At 62.4% G+C, this 18,510-nt stretch carries 14 protein-coding genes and 2 tRNA genes; 14 read left to right on the forward strand and 2 right to left on the reverse strand.

Annotated elements, in window-relative coordinates:
- The 7 genes from HU767_RS26955 to HU767_RS26985 all read left to right on the forward strand — a co-directional run bounded on the left by HU767_RS26955 (position 1) and on the right by HU767_RS26985 (position 4,351).
- A tRNA-Ala gene (locus tag HU767_RS26955) sits at positions 1–76 on the forward strand.
- Between the two features lie 75 nt (positions 77–151).
- Positions 152–227: transfer RNA gene (locus tag HU767_RS26960), tRNA-Glu, on the forward strand.
- Between the two features lie 179 nt (positions 228–406).
- Positions 407–946, forward strand: a complete 540-nt coding sequence (locus HU767_RS26965; RefSeq protein ID WP_058546579.1) for a TetR/AcrR family transcriptional regulator — start codon at positions 407–409, stop codon at positions 944–946.
- Positions 947–974: 28 nt separating this feature from the next.
- Positions 975–1,808: an alpha/beta fold hydrolase gene (locus tag HU767_RS26970; protein ID WP_186708730.1), complete on the forward strand. Its 834-nt coding sequence runs from the start codon at positions 975–977 to the stop codon at positions 1,806–1,808.
- A 45-nt stretch (positions 1,809–1,853) separates the two neighbouring features.
- Positions 1,854–2,303: a thioesterase family protein gene (locus HU767_RS26975; protein WP_186708733.1), complete on the forward strand. Its 450-nt coding sequence runs from the start codon at positions 1,854–1,856 to the stop codon at positions 2,301–2,303.
- Positions 2,304–2,818: 515 nt separating this feature from the next.
- Positions 2,819–3,778 (forward strand): tRNA-dihydrouridine synthase, encoded by a 960-nt coding sequence (locus HU767_RS26980; RefSeq protein ID WP_186707432.1) that lies wholly within the window; start codon positions 2,819–2,821, stop codon positions 3,776–3,778.
- Positions 3,779–3,898: 120 nt separating this feature from the next.
- Positions 3,899–4,351, forward strand: coding sequence for an Hsp20 family protein (locus HU767_RS26985; protein WP_186707433.1), 453 nt, complete (start codon positions 3,899–3,901; stop codon positions 4,349–4,351).
- A 229-nt stretch (positions 4,352–4,580) separates the two neighbouring features.
- On the opposite strand, the gene HU767_RS26990 is transcribed toward HU767_RS26985, so the two are convergent.
- Both HU767_RS26990 and HU767_RS26995 read right to left on the reverse strand, forming a co-directional pair.
- On the reverse strand, positions 4,581–7,859 hold the full coding sequence (locus tag HU767_RS26990; RefSeq protein WP_186707434.1) for an EAL domain-containing protein: 3,279 nt from the start codon (positions 7,857–7,859) through the stop codon (positions 4,581–4,583).
- 71 nt (positions 7,860–7,930) lie between these two features.
- Positions 7,931–8,821 (reverse strand): LysR family transcriptional regulator, encoded by an 891-nt coding sequence (locus HU767_RS26995; protein ID WP_186707435.1) that lies wholly within the window; start codon positions 8,819–8,821, stop codon positions 7,931–7,933.
- 157 nt (positions 8,822–8,978) lie between these two features.
- Here HU767_RS26995 and leuC point away from each other — a divergent pair, with 157 nt between their 5' ends.
- The 7 genes from leuC (at position 8,979) to HU767_RS27030 (ending at position 18,420) form a co-directional block, all read left to right on the forward strand.
- Positions 8,979–10,397 (forward strand): 3-isopropylmalate dehydratase large subunit, encoded by a 1,419-nt coding sequence (leuC, locus tag HU767_RS27000; RefSeq protein WP_003203866.1) that lies wholly within the window; start codon positions 8,979–8,981, stop codon positions 10,395–10,397.
- 11 nt (positions 10,398–10,408) lie between these two features.
- The gene (gene leuD, locus HU767_RS27005) at positions 10,409–11,053 is read left to right on the forward strand and encodes a 3-isopropylmalate dehydratase small subunit (protein WP_003203864.1); all 645 of its coding nucleotides are present in this window, start codon (positions 10,409–10,411) and stop codon (positions 11,051–11,053) included.
- A gap of 158 nt (positions 11,054–11,211) precedes the next feature.
- Positions 11,212–11,976, forward strand: coding sequence for a methyltransferase domain-containing protein (locus HU767_RS27010; RefSeq protein WP_186707437.1), 765 nt, complete (start codon positions 11,212–11,214; stop codon positions 11,974–11,976).
- Positions 11,977–12,042: 66 nt separating this feature from the next.
- On the forward strand, positions 12,043–13,125 hold the full coding sequence (leuB, locus tag HU767_RS27015) for a 3-isopropylmalate dehydrogenase (RefSeq protein WP_186730952.1): 1,083 nt from the start codon (positions 12,043–12,045) through the stop codon (positions 13,123–13,125).
- A 54-nt stretch (positions 13,126–13,179) separates the two neighbouring features.
- A complete protein-coding gene (gene asd, locus HU767_RS27020) occupies positions 13,180–14,292 on the forward strand; it encodes an aspartate-semialdehyde dehydrogenase (RefSeq protein WP_053185893.1) in 1,113 nt (370 codons plus the stop codon).
- Positions 14,293–14,602: 310 nt separating this feature from the next.
- A complete protein-coding gene (locus HU767_RS27025; RefSeq protein ID WP_186730953.1) occupies positions 14,603–15,613 on the forward strand; it encodes an aspartate-semialdehyde dehydrogenase in 1,011 nt (336 codons plus the stop codon).
- A 209-nt stretch (positions 15,614–15,822) separates the two neighbouring features.
- Positions 15,823–18,420: a FimV family protein gene (locus tag HU767_RS27030; protein WP_186730954.1), complete on the forward strand. Its 2,598-nt coding sequence runs from the start codon at positions 15,823–15,825 to the stop codon at positions 18,418–18,420.
- Positions 18,421–18,510 lie beyond the last annotated feature (90 nt).

The following is an 18,510-nucleotide window of genomic DNA, read 5'->3' on the forward strand; positions in this document are numbered from 1 at the left end:
GGGGCTATAGCTCAGCTGGGAGAGCGCTTGCATGGCATGCAAGAGGTCGACGGTTCGATCCCGTCTAGCTCCACCAATTTACACTTCAAGGTCTGGCCACACCGGCCTTGAAGCGATCAGCTCTCAGCACTGATCACGTTAGAAGGTTTGTGTCCCCTTCGTCTAGTGGCCTAGGACACCGCCCTTTCACGGCGGTAACAGGGGTTCGAGTCCCCTAGGGGACGCCACGATTACCCGCTCTGCGGGATTTTATAAGGGTCATTCAATTCTTGAATGGCCCTTTTGTTTGTCTGGCGTTCGGCCAATTTCCTATCCTTGAAAAACACTTCTGACCGGCGGTCAAAATTTCCGCTTGCGGAAAATTATTACATGGATAATATTTTAATCGTAATATTCGGAGGCGACGATGAGCGATAAAAAGGCACAAACCCGTGAACGCATTCTCAAGGCCGCCAGCGACGCGCTGATCCAGCGTGGGCCGGCAGAGCCGAGCGTGGGCGAGGTGATGGGCGCAGCCGGACTGACGGTGGGCGGTTTTTACGCCCATTTCGAAAGCAAGGATGCCTTGATGCTGGAGGCTTTCAAGCAATTGCTCAATCGCCGCCGCGGCTTGATCGCCGATATGGACGGCGAGCTGACAGGCGAAGAGCGGCGCGCCCTGGTCGCCGCGTTCTATCTGTCACGCAAGCACCGCGATTCCACCGAGCAAGCCTGCCCGATCCCGGCGTCGGTCGGTGAACTCGGGCGGCTGCCGGATGCGTTTCGTGAAGTACTCAATGAGCACATCGAGTTGATGGTTGCGCAATTGGCGGCCAGCCCGGAGGACGCCGACAAGGCTTTGGCTGACATCGCCTTGATGGTCGGTGGCCTGGCCCTGGCACGGGCATTGGGCCCGGGAGAGTTATCGGATCGTTTGCTGCGTGCCGCCAAGTCGGCGGTGCGTTGAACTGAGGCGCAAGCCCTGGAGATGAGCGATGGACAGGTTGAGCTGGATTCGTGGCGTCAATGGCACGCTGGGTTGGGTAGCTCCGGGCTTGGTGGCAAAACAGATGCGCTCGCTGTTCATGCGCCCTCGAAACTTGCCGCCACGGGATTGGGAACTGCCGCTGCTGGCGACGTCCCAACGAGTCACCTTGCGCTTCGGTCTCTCGGCCTTACGCTGGGGCAAAGGCCCGGCAGTCCTGCTGATGCATGGCTGGGAAGGGCGGCCCACCCAGTTCGCGGCGCTGATCACGGCCCTGGTAGACGCCGGTTACACGGTCGTGGCACTGGACGGTCCGGCCCATGGTCGCTCGCCGGGTCGCGAGGCGAATGTCCTGTTGTTCGCCCGGGCCATGCTCGAAGCCGCCGCCGAGCTGCCGCCGTTGCAGGCGGTGATCGGGCATTCCATGGGCGGCGCCAGTGCCATGTTGGCCGTCCAGCTGGGGTTGCGTACCGAGACGCTGGTCAGCATCGCCGCGCCTGCGCGCATTCTTGGGGTGCTGCGCGGTTTCTCCCGGATGATGGGCCTGCCGCCCAAGGCGCGTTCGGCCTTCATTCGCCAGGTGGAAAACGATGTGGGCATGCCGGCCTCGAAGATGGATGTAGCGCATTATCAGCTGGACGTGCCGGGGTTGATCGTCCATGCCGAGGACGACACATCGGTTTCGGTCAAGGAGTCGCAGTTGATTCATGAGGCCTGGTTCGACAGTCGCTTGCTGCGACTGCCGCAGGGCGGGCATCAGCGGGTGCTGGCCGATCCTCGTGTCATTGATGGCGTGTTATCACTGCTGGCCGGTCGCAGCCTGCAAGCGCGGCAATCGGCTTGAGCATCCGGTACACTGCCCCGATCCAAATTCGACCGGGAGAGGGGCATGGGCTGGGATCGGGCAACGCCATTCATCATTGATCTTCAGGTCAATGCCGAAGACATCGACGGGCTGGGCCACGCCAACAACGCGGTGTACGTCACCTGGCTCGAGCGCTGCGCCTGGCGCCATTCCCAGCGCCTGGGCCTGGATCTGGTGGAGTACCGGCGCCTGGATCGGGCCATGGCGGTGGTGCGGCATGAAATCGATTACCTGGCGGCCGCCTATGAAGGCGACGAGCTGCAATTGGCGACCTGGATCGTCGACTGGGACCAGCGCCTGAAAATGACCCGGCATTTCCAACTGGTCCGTCCCAGCGACAACACCACGCTGCTGCGGGCCCAGACCACCTTTGTTTGCATCGAACTGTCCAGCGGCCGGCCCAAGCGCATGCCGCCGGAGTTCATCGAAGGCTATGGCGTGGCGCTGAACTCATCTGGCCTCCTCATGGACTGACCCACCGCCATCGCGAGCAAGCTCGGCTCCCACAGGGATTGATGGTGGACTCCAATTACGTGAACACCTCGGAACCCTGTGGGAGCGAGCCTGCTCGCGAAGACGGCAGCACATCCAACATCAATGCAAGCTGACCCACCGCCATCGCGAGCAGGCTCGGCTCCCACAGGGGATTTGTGGTGAGTGCAGGATTTTGAACGCTCCAGGATCTGTGTGGGAGCGAGCCTGCTCGCGAAGACGGCAGCACATCCAACATCAATGCAAGCTGACCCACCGCCATCGCGAGCAAGCTCGGCTCCCACAGGGATTGATGGTGGACTCCAATTCCGTGAACACCTCGGAACCCTGTGGGAGCGGGCTTGCTCGCGAAGACGGCAGCCCATCCAGCATCACGGCAAACTGACCCACCGCTTTCGCGAGCAAGCCCGCTCCCACGAGGGATTTGTGGTGGATGCCGGAAATGTGGGCAAAATCCGGTAAACTGCCGCACGTTTTTCGTTCGAGTGTGTGTTTCCATGCAAATTGCCCTGGCGCCCATGGAGGGGTTGGTCGACAACATCCTGCGGGATGTCCTGACCCGTGTTGGCGGTATCGACTGGTGTGTCACCGAGTTCATCCGCGTCAACGACCGTCTGCTAACGCCGGCCTATTTCCACAAGCTCGCTCCTGAGCTGCTGACCGGTGCCCAAACGGCTGCCGGCGTGCCGTTGCGGGTGCAGTTGCTCGGCTCCGATCCGGTATGCCTGGCGGAAAACGCCGCGTTGGCGTGTGAATTGGGCTCGGAGGTGATCGACCTGAACTTCGGTTGCCCGGCCAAGACGGTGAACAAATCCCGGGGTGGGGCGGTATTGCTCAAGGAACCGGAACTGCTTAACGAAATTGTCGAGCACGTGCGCCGCGCCGTGCCGAAACACATTCCCGTCACGGCCAAGATGCGCCTGGGTTTCGATAGCCCGGACGGCGCACTGGTCTGTGCCACGGCGTTGGCAGAAGGCGGCGCGGCGCATATCGTGGTGCATGCGCGAACCAAGGTCGACGGCTACAAACCCCCAGCCCATTGGGAGTGGATCCCCCGCGTCCAGGAAGTGGTCAAGGTGCCGGTGTTCGCCAATGGCGATATCTGGAGTGTCGAGGATTGGCGCCGTTGCCGCGAAATCAGCGGCGTTGAGGACATCATGCTCGGTCGCGGCCTCGTTTCCCGCCCTGACCTGGCCCGGCAGATCGCCGCCGCCCGGGCTGGCGAAGAGGTGGTCGAGATGTCCTGGGCCGAGCTGCAACCGATGCTCCACGACTTCTGGGTGCAAGTGGTCGAGCAACTCACTCCTCGCCAGGCGCCGGGCCGTCTGAAGCAGTGGCTGGCGATGTTGACCCGCAATTACCCCGAAGCGGTGGCGCTGTTTACCGCCCTGCGCCGGGAAACCGACCTCGACGCGGTGGGGCATTTGCTGGGAGTTCAGCGCACCGAAGCGGCCTGAAAAAAATTTCAGAAAAACCTCTTGAAAAGTATTTGGCGGACCCTAGATAGGGGTTACGCGATGCCGAATTCGGGTCGCGGAGACAAAAAACCTTGCTGAATTTTTCAGGAGATTTGAATCATGAGTACTGCATTTTCGCTGGCCCCCCTGTTCCGTTCCTCGGTAGGCTTCGACCGTTTCAACGATTTGTTCGAAACCGCCCTGCGCAACGAACCAGGCAGCAGCTATCCACCCTACAACGTGGAAAAACATGGTGATGACGAATACCGCATCGTGGTCGCCGCCGCCGGGTTCCAGGAAGAAGACCTGGACCTGCAAGTGGAAAAAGGTGTGCTGACCATCAGTGGCGGCAAGCGTGAAGCCAGCAACGACAGCGTCACTTTCCTGCACCAGGGCATTGCCCAGCGTGCGTTCAAGCTGTCCTTCCGGTTGGCGGACCATATCGAGATCAAGTCCGCTGGCCTGCGTAACGGTCTGTTGAGCATCGACTTGTTGCGAGTGGTTCCGGAAGAGGCGAAAGCCAAGCGCATCCCGATCAACGGGACGCAGCAGCAACCCGCGCTGCAAAACTGATGCATCGCAACTGAAGAAGGGCGCCATATGGCGCCCTTCTTCATTTTTTGGTGGGGTATGGAAGATCAATTGTGGCGAGGGAGCTTGCTCCCGCTGGGCGCGAAGCGCCCCTGAAACCAGTCAACTCGGTGCGTCATGCTGGTCTGAGGCGAATCTTCTATTTTTGGGGCCGCTGCGCAGCCCAGCGGGAGCAAGCTCCCTCGCCACAAAAGCTCCCTATCCCGAATACCTAGGGCAACAACCGCTCAAACGCCTCCAGCGGCAACGGCCGACTGTGCAGGTAACCCTGGTACAAATGGCAATCGAGCCCTTGCAGGAAGTGCAATTGCTCCAGGGTCTCCACGCCTTCGGCAATCATTATCAGGTTGAGGCTGCGGGCCATGGCGACGATGGCGCGGATGATTTCGGCGTCGTTGGGGTCGCTGGTGGCGTCGCGCACGAATGACTGGTCGATTTTCAGCGTGTCCACCGGCAGGCGCTTGAGGTAGGTCAGCGACGAATAACCGGTACCGAAATCGTCCATGGCGAAGCTCACCCCCAGTTTCTTGAGCCGGCGCATCTTGGCGATGGTGTCGTCGAGGTTCTGGATCACGATGCCTTCGGTGATCTCCAGTTTCAGCAGCGAGCAAGGCAGGCCGTGGTGGGCCAGGCTGTTTTCGATGCGTTCGACGAAGTCACTCTGGCGGAACTGCCGTGGGCTGATGTTGACGCACAGGCTGAATCGCTGCGGGTCGATCTTGCCCTTGGCGATCAGTTGCTTGAAGCCGTCGCAGGCTTCATCGAGGATCCAGGTCCCGACTTCGAGGATCAGGCCGCTGTCTTCCAGCACTTTGATGAATTCATTGGGCGATTGGGCCCCGAGTTCCGGGTGGTGCCAGCGCACCAGGGCTTCGGCGCCGACGATGCGGTTGTCCCTGGCATCGACCTGAGGCTGGAAATGCAGGCTGAACTCGCCGCGGGCCAGGGCCTGGCGCAGATCGGTTTCCATGCGCAGCCGTTCGCTGGCAGCTTTTTGCATGGTGTTGTGAAACATCTGCGAGGTGTTGCGTCCCGAATCCTTGGCGCGGTACAGCGCGATGTCCGCGCGCTTGAGCAAATCGGTGGGCGTGGAACCGTGGTCGGGGATCAGCGCGATGCCGATGCTAGGCGTGACCTGCAGGCGTTGGCCATCGAGAAACATGGGTTCCGAGAGCAGTTCACGCAGGGTGTCGGCCAGGGTCTGCACTTGCTTGCTGACCTGGCTGCGCGAGCCTTCCAGGCCACTGAGCAAGACCACGAACTCGTCGCCGCCCAGTCGTGCAACGGTGTCTTCCAGGCGCACGCTGGCTTCCAGGCGGGCGGTGATGATTTTAAGCACGGTATCGCCCACCGGGTGACCGAGGGAGTCGTTGATGTGCTTGAAGTGGTCCAGGTCGAGAAACAGCAGGGCACCCCGCAAGTTGTGACGCTTGAGCAGGGCGATCTGCTGGCTCAGGCGGTCCAACAGCAAGGCCCGGTTGGGCAGGTTGGTCAGCGAGTCGTGATAGGCCAGGTGACGGATCTGGGCTTCGGCGTTGCGCAGCAGGCTGACGTCCCGGGCGGTCAGCAGCAGGCAGGCGGTTTCATTGAGGGTGATGGGCTCGACCGAGACCTCCACCGTAAGGATTTCCCCTCGTTTATTGCGCCCGAGCATTTCCTGGTGGACTACACGACCCTTGAGTTGCAGTTCGGCCAGCAGGGCGGCGCGCTGTTTTTCTTCGGCCCAGATGCCCACTTCGTGGACCGTACGCCCGATCACTTCGTCGGCGCGGTAGCCGGTCAGCCGGCAGAAGCCGTCATTGACCTCCAGGTAGCGGCCGCTTTCGAGTTCGGTGATGGTGATGGCGTCGGGGCTGGAATGAAACGCCTTGGCGAATTTCTCCTCGCTGGCCTTGAGGGCGGCTTCGGAGCGTTGCTGCTGCGTGATGTCGCGCAAGGTCGTGACGATGCACGGCTGGTTGCCAACGTTGATTTGCCGGCTGGAAATCACGCAGGTCAGCGGCTGGCCGTCCTTATGGTGAACGACGATGGCGACATTGTTCAGCGATTGTTCACGGATCACCCGTTCGATGCGTTGCAGGCTGCTGCCCGAGGCATCCCAGAGGCCAATTTGGTCGGCACTGAGGCCGATCACGTCGCGGGTGGTCCAGCCAAAAGTCTGGGTGAAGCTGGAGTTGATCTCGAGGAACCGACCACTGTCCTGGTGGGTGACGCAGATCGGGTCGGGACTGACCTGGAACAGCGTGGCGAATTTCTCTTCCGAAGCGGCCAGGCTCTGTTCGCGTTCCACCTGGTCGGTGATGTCCAGCAAGGTCCCGGCCATGCGCAAGGGGCTGCCGTCGTTGTTGCGGTAGAGGCGGGCGCGGCTTTCCAGGTAGCGCGAGCTGCCGTCCGGCAGTTGCACGCGGTAGGTCAGCTGGTAGTTGCCCGCCGGGCCTTCCCGCAGGCTGCGGTAGGCGTTGCGCATGTTATTGCGTTCTTCCGTGGGGACCCCTTCGAAAAACGCATCAAACGATTCGTGGAACGGCTTGGGTTCCAGGCCATGGAGCTGCGCGGCCCGGGCCGAGCCGTAGAGCATGCCGCTGGGGATGTGCCAGTCCCAGGTGCCCAGTTGCGCCGAATCGAGGGCCAGGTCCAGGCGTTCCTGGCTGTCCTTGAGCGCCTGCTCGGCGAGTTTGCGCTCGGTGGTGTCGAGGAAGGTGCTCAGCAGGTACGGCTGGCCTTCGAGTTCGACTTTCTGCGCACTGAGAATCCCGTTATGGATCTGACCGTTGCTGGCCCGGAATTCCACTTCCATGCTGATCAGTTCACCCTTGGCCTTGGTCGCCTCCACCAGTTTCGCCCGCTGCCTGGGGTCAACCCACAAACCCAGCTCCAGTGTGGTGCGGCCGATCACGTCATGCACCGGCCAACCGAACAGGCTTTCGAAATACTGGTTGGCCTCGCTGATCAGGCCGTCTTCCTGGCGGGTCAGCAGGACCATGTTCGGGCACAGATGAAAGAGCGTGGCGAAGCGTTTTTCCGAGCTGCGCAGCGCCTGTTCCCGCTCGCGCTGATGGGTGATTTCGCGAATCACCCCGATCATGCGCGGACGACCGTGTTTGTCGGGCAGCACGCTGCCACTGATCTCCAGCCAGTGCAGGCTGCCGTCGGGCCAGACGATGCGATGGTGCATCGCCTGTTCCAGCGGCGCCCCGGCCACTGCCGCATGAAAGGCGCGCACGGCCCTGGCCCGGTCTTCGGGCAACAGCAGGTCGAGATAGTCCACGTCGGCTGGCAACGGCTGGCGCGGATCGAAGCCGAACAGCGCCTGGGTGCCGCGGGACCAACTGATCCGTCCGCTCTCGATGTCCCACGACCAGGCGCCCAGCCGGGCGCCGTTCAGGGCGGCCAGCAACTGTGGCGCGCTGTCCCAGCTTTGCTCGGACCGCTTCGGGTCGAGCGCCTGGATGCGCGGCAGGGGCGGGAGATGGTCTGCGGGTTTGGGCATTTTTCTAGCGAGCCTTGAGCGGGTGTGGGCATTAAGCACAAGCATTCAAGGCCCTACGGGCGTGGCACAACCTATGCCTTTTTCCTTGGCAAATCGATTTGTGCGTCCAGTAAGGCCATGAAAGCCCGTGCGGCGTTCGATAGCGTCCGTTCGGTGTGCAAGATATAGCCTAGCTGGCGACTGAGCTGTATGCCCGGTAAAGGAATGCGCGCCACCTGTTCATCGAGCATGGTGCGCGGCAGGACGCTCCAGGCCAGGCCGATGGAGACCATCATCTTTATGGTTTCCAGATAATTCGTGCTCATGGCGATGTTCGGCGTCAGGCCCTGGGCCTCGAACAGCCGTTGAACGATGTGATGGGTAAAGGTGTTGCCCCCGGGGAACACCGCCGGATGCAAGGCGATGTCCGCCAGGCTCACCGCGCCCTTCTCCAGCAAGGCATGCTCCGGGGCGACCACGAAATCCAGGGGGTCGTCCCACACCGGCGTGGCCCGTACCAGCGTATGGGGTTCGGGGGCGAGGGTGATGACGGCCAGTTCCGCCCGGCCATGGAGGATTTCTTCGTAGGCCACTTCCGAATCCAGGAACTGGATGTCCAGCGCCACCTGGGGATAGCGCCGGGTGAACTCTCTCAGTAAAGGCGGCAGGCGATGCAGGCCGATGTGGTGGCTGGTGGCGAGGGTCAGGCGCCCGGTCACTTCGCCGGTCAGGTTGGTCAGGGCGCGGCGGGTGTCGTCGAGCACGTTGAGGATCTGATAAGCCCTTGGCAACAGGGCTCGGCCGGCCTCCGTCAGGCCCACTTCACGACCCAAGCGGTCGAACAGGCGCACCTTGAGCTGCTGCTCAAGACCGGCAATACGCTTGCTGATGGCCGGCTGGGTCAGGTGCAGGCGTTCGCCGGCGCCGGAGAAACTGCCCGTCTCGGCGATGGCAATAAAAGCATTGAGGTTGGCGAGGTCCATGGCGGTTCCGGTTGGATTCCAGTTGGTTATGCAAAGCATGAAAAATATGAATTTGAGTTATTTAATGTAACCCCATAGGATCAGCCTCACAAGCCAAGGGGTTATTGATTCGTTCAAGGCCCGGGGCATAGAAACAAGCTGATGAGGAAACCGTCTGATGGCCGGCAAAACGCTCTACGACAAGCTCTGGGATTCGCATTTGGTCAAGCAGCGCGACGATGGCTCGGCGCTGATCTACATCGACCGTCACATCATTCACGAAGTGACGTCGCCGCAGGCCTTCGAAGGCCTGCGCCTGGCCGGGCGCAAGCCGTGGCGCATCGATGCCAACATCGCGACCCCGGACCACAACGTACCGACCACGCCGGAGCGCAAGGGCGGTATCGAAGCGATTGCCGACCAGGTCTCGCGCCTGCAAGTCCAGACCCTCGACGATAACTGTGACGAATACGGCATCGTCGAATTCAAGATGAACGATGTGCGCCAGGGCATCGTCCACGTCATCGGCCCGGAGCAGGGCGCGACCTTGCCCGGCATGACCGTGGTCTGCGGCGACTCGCACACCTCGACCCACGGTGCTTTCGGCGCCCTGGCCCATGGCATCGGCACGTCCGAGGTGGAGCATGTGCTCGCCACCCAGTGCCTGGTAGCCAAGAAAATGAAGAACATGCTGGTGCGCGTCGAAGGCAAGTTGCCGTTCGGGGTGACCGCCAAGGACATCGTCCTGGCCGTGATCGGCAAGATCGGCACCGCCGGCGGTAACGGCCATGCCATCGAGTTCGCTGGCAGCGCGATCCGCGACTTGTCCGTCGAAGGACGCATGACCATCTGCAACATGTCCATCGAGGCCGGCGCCCGCGTCGGCCTGGTGGCCGCCGATGAAAAAACCGTGGAATACGTCAAGGGCCGCCCGTTCTCGCCAAAAGGCGCGGAATGGGACATGGCGGTCGAGGCCTGGAAAGACCTGGTCTCCGATGCCGATGCCAAGTTCGACACGGTGGTCGAGCTCGACGCGACGCAGATCAAGCCGCAAGTGAGCTGGGGCACGTCCCCGGAAATGGTCTTGGCCGTGGACCAGAACGTACCGGACCCGGCCAAGGAAATGGACCTGGTCAAGCGCGATTCCATTGTCCGCGCCTTGAAATACATGGGCTTGAGCGCCAACCAGGCGATCACCGACATTCAGCTCGACCGCGTGTTCATCGGTTCCTGCACCAACTCGCGGATTGAAGACCTGCGCGCCGCAGCGGTGATCGCCAAGGGTCGCAAGGTGGCCTCGACCATCAAGCAGGCCATCGTGGTGCCGGGCTCGGGCCTGGTGAAAGCCCAGGCCGAAGCGGAAGGGCTGGACAAGATTTTCCTCGAAGCCGGTTTCGAGTGGCGTGAGCCAGGGTGCTCGATGTGCCTGGCGATGAACCCCGATCGCCTGGAGTCGGGCGAACATTGCGCCTCCACCTCCAACCGTAACTTCGAAGGCCGTCAAGGCGCCGGTGGCCGTACGCACCTGGTGAGCCCGGCCATGGCCGCCGCGGCCGCCGTCAACGGCCGTTTCGTCGACGTCCGCGAATTGATCTGAAGGAGCGCAGCATGAAAGCTTTTACCCAGCACACCGGTCTTGTCGCGCCTTTGGATCGTGCCAACGTCGACACCGACCAGATCATTCCCAAGCAGTTCTTGAAGTCCATCAAGCGCACCGGTTTCGGCCCGAACCTGTTCGACGAATGGCGCTACCTGGATGTCGGCCAGCCGTACCAGGACAACTCCAAGCGGCCGCTGAACAAGGATTTCGTGCTCAACGCCGAGCGCTACCAGGGCGCCAGCGTGTTGCTGGCCCGGGAGAACTTCGGCTGCGGTTCGAGCCGCGAGCACGCGCCATGGGCCCTGGAAGAATACGGTTTCCGCAGCATCATCGCGCCGAGCTACGCCGACATCTTCTTCAACAACAGCTTCAAGAACGGCTTGCTGCCGATCATCCTCAGCGATGCTGACGTGGATGAACTGTTCCAGCAGGTCGAGGCCAACCCTGGCTATCAACTGCAGATCGACCTGGCCGCCCAGACCGTAACCCGTCCCGACGGCAAGGTGCTGGGTTTCGAGATCGATGCGTTCCGCAAGCATTGCCTGCTCAACGGCCTGGATGACATCGGCCTGACCTTGCAGGACGGCGAGGCGATTGCCGCGTTCGAGGCCAAGCACCGGGCGAGCCAGCCTTGGTTGTTTCGCGATGCCTGATTGACCTGAGATTGATGTCGTCAGTGCAGGCCCCTTCGCGAGCAAGCCCGCTCCCACACTGGATTTGCGGCGTTCACAAAACCCCTTGTGGGAGCGGGCTTGCTCGCGAAGACGGCAGTACTGACACCACAAGATTACATCCCAAAAAGGAAGTCCCCATGACCAGCACCGCCCACAGCCAAGTCGTCCAAAAGCAATTCGGTGAGCAGGCCTCGGCCTACCTGAGCAGTGCCGTGCACGCCCAGGGTGCTGAATTCGCGCTGCTACAGGCTGCGTTGGCCGGGCGTGGCGATGCCCGTGTGCTGGACCTGGGGTGCGGCGCTGGCCATGTGAGTTTCCATGTGGCGCCACTGGCTGGTGAAGTGGTGGCTTATGATTTGTCCCAGCAGATGCTTGACGTGGTCGCCACGGCGGCTGCCGAGCGTGGCTTGGGCAATATCAGCACGGTTCGTGGCGCCGCCGAACGCCTGCCGTTCGCCGACGCTGAGTTCGACTTCGTGTTCAGCCGTTATTCGGCGCATCATTGGAGCGACCTCGGCCTGGCGCTGCGGGAAGTACGGCGGGTGCTCAAGCCGGGCGGGGTGATGGCGTTCATCGACATCCTGTCGCCGGGCATGCCGTTGTTGGACACGTACCTGCAAAGCATCGAAGTGCTGCGCGACACCAGCCATGTGCGCGATTATTCGGCCGACGAATGGTTGCGCCAGGTCAGTGACGCGGGGCTGCACACCCGCAGCACCTCGCGCCAGCGCCTGCGCCTGGAGTACCGCTCCTGGGTCGAGCGCATGCGCACGCCCGAGGTGATGCGTGCGGCGATTCTCCAGCTGCAGCGTTCGATGGGCGACGAAGTGCGTGAATATTTTGAGATTGAGGCCGATGGTTCGTTCAGTACAGATGTACTGGTGCTGTGGGCCGAGCGATAGCATTTTTCCCGGCCCGGCCTTGGGTACGAAGCCCGGGCCCGTGTCGACAGAGCAAATGAGGAAAGCATGAGCAAGCAGATTCTGATTCTCCCAGGTGATGGCATTGGTCCGGAAATCATGGCCGAGGCGGTCAAGGTCCTGGAACTGGCGAACGACAAGTACGGCCTGGGCTTCGAACTCAGCCACGACGTGATCGGCGGCGCCGCCATCGACAAGCACCGCGTGCCCCTGGCCGATGAAACCCTGGATCGTGCCCGTGCCGCCGATGCCGTGCTGCTGGGTGCCGTGGGCGGCCCGAAATGGGACAAGATCGAACGCGACATCCGCCCTGAGCGCGGCCTGCTGAAGATTCGCGCGCAACTGGGCCTGTTCGGCAACCTGCGCCCGGCGATCCTTTACCCGCAACTGGCCGATGCCTCGAGCCTGAAGCCGGAAATCGTCTCGGGCCTGGACATCCTCATCGTCCGTGAGCTGACCGGCGGTATCTACTTCGGCGCCCCGCGTGGCACCCGTGAGCTGGAAAACGGCGAGCGCCAGGCCTACGACACCCTGCCGTACAGCGAAAGCGAAATTCGCCGTATCGCCCGGGTCGGCTTCGACATGGCCCGCGTGCGTGGCAAGAAACTGTGCTCGGTGGACAAGGCCAACGTGCTGGCTTCCAGCCAACTGTGGCGTGAAGTGGTCGAGCAGGTGGCCCAGGATTACCCGGACATCGAGCTGAGCCACATGTACGTCGACAACGCCGCCATGCAACTGGTGCGTGCGCCGAAGCAGTTCGACGTGATCGTCACCGACAACATGTTCGGCGACATCCTGTCCGACGAAGCGTCGATGCTCACCGGTTCCATCGGCATGCTGCCGTCGGCCTCCCTGGACGCCAACAACAAGGGCATGTACGAGCCGTGCCACGGTTCAGCGCCGGACATCGCCGGGCAAGGTATTGCCAACCCATTGGCGACCATCCTGTCGGTGTCGATGATGCTGCGCTACAGCTTCAACTTGAACGATGCCGCCGACGCGATCGAAAAAGCCGTCAGCGTGGTCTTGGACCAAGGCTTGCGCACCGGTGATATCTGGTCGCAAGGTTGTACCAAAGTCGGTACGCAGCAAATGGGCGATGCAGTAGTCGCGGCGCTGCGGAATCTGTAATCTTTCGGGCCCACCGCTTCGACGGTGGCCCACTTTTGTATAGGTGTAGTTGCGATGAAACGTGTAGGTCTGATCGGTTGGCGCGGCATGGTCGGTTCCGTGCTCATGCAGCGAATGCTGGAAGAGCAGGATTTCGATCTCATTGAGCCGGTGTTTTTCACCACGTCCAATGTCGGTGGCCAGGGCCCGTCCGTGGGCAAGGACACCGGTGTGCTCAAGGATGCCTACAGCATCGAAGAGCTCAAGACCCTCGACGTGATCCTGACCTGCCAGGGCGGCGACTACACCAGCGAAGTATTCCCCAAGCTGCGTGAAGCCGGCTGGCAGGGTTACTGGATCGACGCCGCGTCCAGCCTGCGCATGCAGGACGACGCGGTGATCATCCTCGACCCGGTGAACCGCAAGGTCATCGACCAGCAGCTGGACGCGGGCACCAAGAACTACATCGGCGGCAACTGCACCGTCAGCCTGATGCTGATGGGCCTGGGTGGCCTGTTCGAAGCCGGTCTGGTGGAGTGGATGAGCGCCATGACCTACCAGGCGGCGTCCGGTGCCGGTGCGCAGAACATGCGCGAGCTGATCAAGCAGATGGGCGCGACCCACGCCGCCGTCGCCGATGACCTGGCCAACCCGGCCAGCGCCATCCTCGACATCGACCGCAAGGTCGCCGAGGCGATGCGCAGCGATGCCTACCCGACCGAAAACTTCGGCGTGCCGCTGGCCGGCAGCCTGATTCCTTGGATCGACAAGGAACTGCCTAACGGTCAGAGCCGTGAAGAATGGAAGGCCCAGGCCGAAACCAACAAGATCCTGGGTCGCTTCAAGAGCCCGATCCCGGTGGACGGCATCTGCGTGCGCATCGGCGCCATGCGTTGCCACAGCCAGGCGCTGACCATCAAGCTGAACAAAGACGTGCCGATCGCCGACATCGAAGGCCTGATCAGCCAGCACAACCCTTGGGTCAAGCTGGTGCCGAACAATCGCGAGACCAGCATGCAGGAGCTGAGCCCGACCAAGGTCACCGGCACCCTGAATGTACCGGTGGGCCGTCTGCGCAAACTGAACATGGGTTCGCAATTCGTCGGTGCCTTCACCGTCGGCGACCAGCTGCTGTGGGGCGCGGCCGAACCGCTGCGCCGCATGCTGCGGATCCTGCTCGAGCGTTGATCGATTGTCGCTGTGAAAGAACCCGTGCCTTGTGAGAGGCGCGGGTTTTTTTATGCAACTGAATGCATGGGATCAATTGTGGGAGCGGGCTTGCTCGCGAAAGCAGAGTGTCAGTCACTAGTTCTTGGTTGGCACACCGCATTCGCGAGCAAGCCCGCTCCCACAGGGGATCTTCAGTGGCTGCAAGACTTGTGGGAGCGAGCCTGCTCGCGATGGGGCCAGCCCAGGCACCGCAAATCTCCCTGCCAATTGCCTGCCTACCCACCACCCGGTAAAGTGCCGCTCCCCACGTTTTACCTGAGGTAGACCCATGAGCCAGTCCTTTGATATTGCCGTGATCGGCGCCACCGGTACTGTCGGCGAAACCCTCGTCCAGATTCTCGAAGAGCGGGACTTCCCGGTCGGTAACCTGCACCTGCTGGCCAGCAGCGAATCGGCAGGCAGCTCGGTGATGTTTCGCAATAAAAACGTGCGGGTACGCGAGGTCGACGAATTCGATTTCGGCAAAGTCCAACTGGTGTTCTTCGCCGCCGGCCCGGCGGTGACCCTGAGTTTCGCCCCACGAGCCACGGCGGCCGGCTGTGCGTTGATCGATTTGTCCGGCGCGTTGCCGCCCGAGCAGGCGCCGCAGATCGTGCCGGAAGCCAACGCCCAGGTCCTGGCTGGCCTGGGCAAGCCGCTGCAGGTCAGCAGCCCCAGCGCATCGGCCACGGCCTTGGCGGTGGTGCTCGCGCCGCTGCGCGAATGCCTGGATCTGCAGCGCATCAGCCTGACCGCCAGCCTCGCGGTATCGGCCCAGGGCCGCGTGGCCGTGAGCGAGCTGGCGCGCCAGACCGCCGAGCTGCTCAACGCCCGTCCGCTGGAGCCAACGTTCTTTGACCGGCAAATGGCGTTCAATCTGTTGGCCCAGGTCGGCGCGCCGGACGAGCAGGGCCATACGTCGCTGGAAAAGCGCCTGGTCCGTGAGTTGCGCCAGGTGCTGAATCAACCTTTGTTAAAGATTTCCGTCACTTGCATTCAAGCCCCGGTGTTTTTTGGCGATAGCTTTAGCGTGACCGTGCAGTCTGCCAATGCCGTCGACCTGGCCAAGGTGAACGCGGCCTTGGAAGCGGCGCCCGGTATCGAGTTGGTGGAGGCGGGCGATTACCCGACCGCGGTGGGTGATGCAGTGGGGCAGGATGTGGTCTACGTTGGTCGGGTACGCGGTGGGATCGACGATCCGGCTGAACTAAATATGTGGCTGACGTCAGATAACGTGCGCAAGGGCGCGGCGCTCAATGCCGTGCAGGTGGCTGAGTTGTTGATAAAAGAGTTGCTGTAAAAGATACTTGGCGTCAATTTGTCGAATGATTCTAGCTGGGCGCTATGCTTGGTCGGAATGCTGAAGGCGAACATCCCTCTGGGGGACTTCCCGGGGCATGAGTGAAATGATCGCGCGCACCGTCGCTTCGGGGCTGCGCGCAATGCCTTACGGCAGCGGCATCAATACCTTCTCGCTGGCCGAGGAATGTTCAAACAAAGGAAGAGGCTATGGTTCAAGTTCGCAAACTGGTGTTAGCAATAGCGGCCGCCTCGGCGCTGTCCTCCGGTATGGCGCAAGCGCTCGGGCTCGGGGAATTGACCCTCAAGTCGCCGCCGAACCAGCCCCTGGTCGCCGAAATCGAACTGCTCGATGTCCAGCAACTGACTGCCGCCGAAGTGGTGCCGAGCCTGGCTCCACCCGAAGAATTCGCCAAGGCGGGCATTGATCGCCAAGCCTTTCTCAGCGACCTGAGCTTCACCCCGGTGATCAACGCCAACGGCAAGAGTGTCCTGCGGGTCACGTCCAGCCGGCCGTTGTCCGAACCGATGGTCAAGTTCCTGGTGCAAGTGATGTGGCCCAACGGCCGCCTGTTGCGCGACTACAGCGTACTGCTCGACCCATCCAAATTCTCGCCACAGGCCGCCGATGCCGCCCGGGCGAAACCGCCCCAGGTCGTGTCCACGCCGGTCACCGGGGCCACCAAGCCTTCCCAGTACACCACCACGCCGCGCGATACCCTGTGGGAAATCGCCGCGAAGGTGCGCAACGGTGGATCGGTCCAGCAAACCATGCTGGCGATCCAGGCGTTGAACCCGAACGCGTTCATCAACGGCAACATCAACCTGCTCAAGACCGGCCAGGTGTTGCGCCTGCCTGACCCGGTACAAAGCACAGCGTTGCCGCAACCCCAGGCCATCGCCGAAGTGGCGGCGCAGAACGCCGCCTGGCGCTCGGGACGGCGTGGCGTGGCGGGTGCCGGCAAGCAGCAGTTGGACGCCACCAAGCGTGGCCGCGGTGAAGGCGCGCCGGCCCAGGCGGCCGGTCGCGACAACTTGAGCCTGGTGTCGGCCGATGCGGCGAAGGCGGGCGGCAAGGGTGCTGCCGGCGATGCCCAGGCGCTTTCCAACAAGCTGGCGGTTACCCAGGAAAGCCTCGATTCGGCGCGCCGGGATAACGAAGAACTGAAAAGCCGCATGGCGGATCTGCAGAGCCAACTGGACAAGCTGCAGCGCCTGATCGAGCTGAAGAACAATCAACTGGCGAAGATGCAGGCCGAAGGCGCCGCCATTCCTCCGGCTGGCGAGGCACCCGTTGGCGAGGCGCCCCCGGCGATGTCCGCCGAGTTGGCCCCTGCGCCAGCGCCACAGGCCCCTGCAGCTGCACCCACGCCGGCCCCGGAAGCGACCCCGCCTGCCACAGCGGTCGAGCCGGCGCCTGCCGCGTCCAACGAGCAAAAATACAACGACCTCCTGACCAATCCGATCCTGTTGGGTTTGATTGGCGGTGGCGCGCTGCTCCTGCTGTTGCTGCTGTTGCTGCTTGCCCGTCGCCGCAAGGCCCAACAGGAAGCGGAAAAACACTTGCGCATGGCCCGAGCCCTTGAGGAGGAGGCTGACTTCTCCCCGGAGCTCGATCTGCCCCCGAGCAGTTTCGAGGGCATTGATGTTCCACCGCCTAGCGTAAAACTCGAGCCAAAACCCGCGCCGGCCCCTGCGCCAGTGCCCAAGCCGGCCCCGGTGATCGCGCCTGTGGTGGTCACGCCGCCTATCGCCGCGCCTTTGGTGGCGCCGGCCGCCGAGCGCTCCGACGACGTGCTGCCCCAGGCCCAGTCCCATATCGACCGCGGCCGCTTGAACCAGGCCGCCGACCTGCTCGAACAGGGCATCAAGGCCGAGCCCCAGCGCAGCGACCTGCGCCTGAAGTTGATGGAAGTCTACGGTCAGCAGGGCGACCGCGACGCCTTTGTCGCCCAGGAACGCCAATTGGTGGCCAATGGCGACAACTTTGCCCAGGTCGAACAGCTGAAAAGCCGTTTCCCGGCCATGGTGGTCGCCACCACCGCTGGCCTGGCTGCTGCGGCCGTTGCGGCAGAACTGGACGCGCAGTACGTCAAGGACTTGCTGGAAGACAAATCGCCGACCGATGAGGAGCTGGACAGCGCCTTCGACCTGAGCCTGGATGACCTGGAGACGACGCCGGTCGCGCCGGCACCGGAGCCTGTCGCCGAACTGGACGCGTTCCCGGAAGACGACGACCTGAGCTTCGAATCGGTGCTCAAGCAGCAGACCGAGGCCAACGAAAGCCTGGACGACTTGTCGGAATTCGACTTGGACCTGGGCGCCGATGCGCCGACCCCGATCCCTGCGCTCGACGATGAAGACTTCCTGCTGGACCTGGACGACGACCTCAAGGGCCTGGATGCGCCTGCGCCTGAAACGCCAGCCTTGGCCGATGCGCCAGCCGACGATCTTGAGCTGCCGGCGGACTTCGATCTGTCCCTGTCGGACGAAATGGATGCGCACGATGCGCCCAAGGATGCCTTCGAGTCCGAGCTGGACGATGTCAACGCCGAGCTGGATCGCCTGTCCGACAGCCTGGGCCAGCCGACATTCACCGCCGAAGATGCCCTGGTTGGTGCTGAAGACGAACCGGACTTCGACTTCCTCAGCGGCACCGATGAGGTGGCGACCAAGCTCGATCTGGCCCAGGCCTACATCGACATGGGCGACAACGACGGCGCCCGCGACATCCTCGGCGAAGTCCTCAGCGAAGGCGACGCCACCCAGAAGAGCGAAGCGCAGGAGATGTTGTCGCGCTTGGCGTGAGATTGTCGGGTTTAAGCCGATAGGTGTGGGAGCGGGCTTGCTCGCGAAGACGGCGGTACAGTCAACATTGATGTCGCCTGACACATTGCC

It is taken from the genome of Pseudomonas sp. SWRI179, from assembly GCF_014268705.1.
GTDB classification, from domain to species: domain Bacteria; phylum Pseudomonadota; class Gammaproteobacteria; order Pseudomonadales; family Pseudomonadaceae; genus Aquipseudomonas; species Aquipseudomonas zanjanensis.

Bases quoted from the DNA above. Each gene is read 5' to 3' on its own strand.
- asd (WP_053185893.1), top strand. From the start codon at position 13,180: ATGAAACGTGTAGGTCTGATCGGTTGGCGCGGCATGGTCGGTTCCGTG.
- HU767_RS26975 (WP_186708733.1), top strand. From the start codon at position 1,854: ATGGGCTGGGATCGGGCAACGCCATTCATCATTGATCTTCAGGTCAAT.
- HU767_RS26995 (WP_186707435.1), bottom strand. From the start codon at position 8,821: ATGGACCTCGCCAACCTCAATGCTTTTATTGCCATCGCCGAGACGGGC.
- leuC (WP_003203866.1), top strand. From the start codon at position 8,979: ATGGCCGGCAAAACGCTCTACGACAAGCTCTGGGATTCGCATTTGGTC.
- HU767_RS27010 (WP_186707437.1), top strand. From the start codon at position 11,212: ATGACCAGCACCGCCCACAGCCAAGTCGTCCAAAAGCAATTCGGTGAG.
- leuB (WP_186730952.1), top strand. From the start codon at position 12,043: ATGAGCAAGCAGATTCTGATTCTCCCAGGTGATGGCATTGGTCCGGAA.
- leuD (WP_003203864.1), top strand. From the start codon at position 10,409: ATGAAAGCTTTTACCCAGCACACCGGTCTTGTCGCGCCTTTGGATCGT.
- HU767_RS27025 (WP_186730953.1), top strand. From the start codon at position 14,603: ATGAGCCAGTCCTTTGATATTGCCGTGATCGGCGCCACCGGTACTGTC.
- HU767_RS26970 (WP_186708730.1), top strand. From the start codon at position 975: ATGGACAGGTTGAGCTGGATTCGTGGCGTCAATGGCACGCTGGGTTGG.
- HU767_RS27030 (WP_186730954.1), top strand. From the start codon at position 15,823: ATGGTTCAAGTTCGCAAACTGGTGTTAGCAATAGCGGCCGCCTCGGCG.
- HU767_RS26990 (WP_186707434.1), bottom strand. From the start codon at position 7,859: ATGCCCAAACCCGCAGACCATCTCCCGCCCCTGCCGCGCATCCAGGCG.
- HU767_RS26965 (WP_058546579.1), top strand. From the start codon at position 407: ATGAGCGATAAAAAGGCACAAACCCGTGAACGCATTCTCAAGGCCGCC.
- HU767_RS26985 (WP_186707433.1), top strand. From the start codon at position 3,899: ATGAGTACTGCATTTTCGCTGGCCCCCCTGTTCCGTTCCTCGGTAGGC.
- HU767_RS26980 (WP_186707432.1), top strand. From the start codon at position 2,819: ATGCAAATTGCCCTGGCGCCCATGGAGGGGTTGGTCGACAACATCCTG.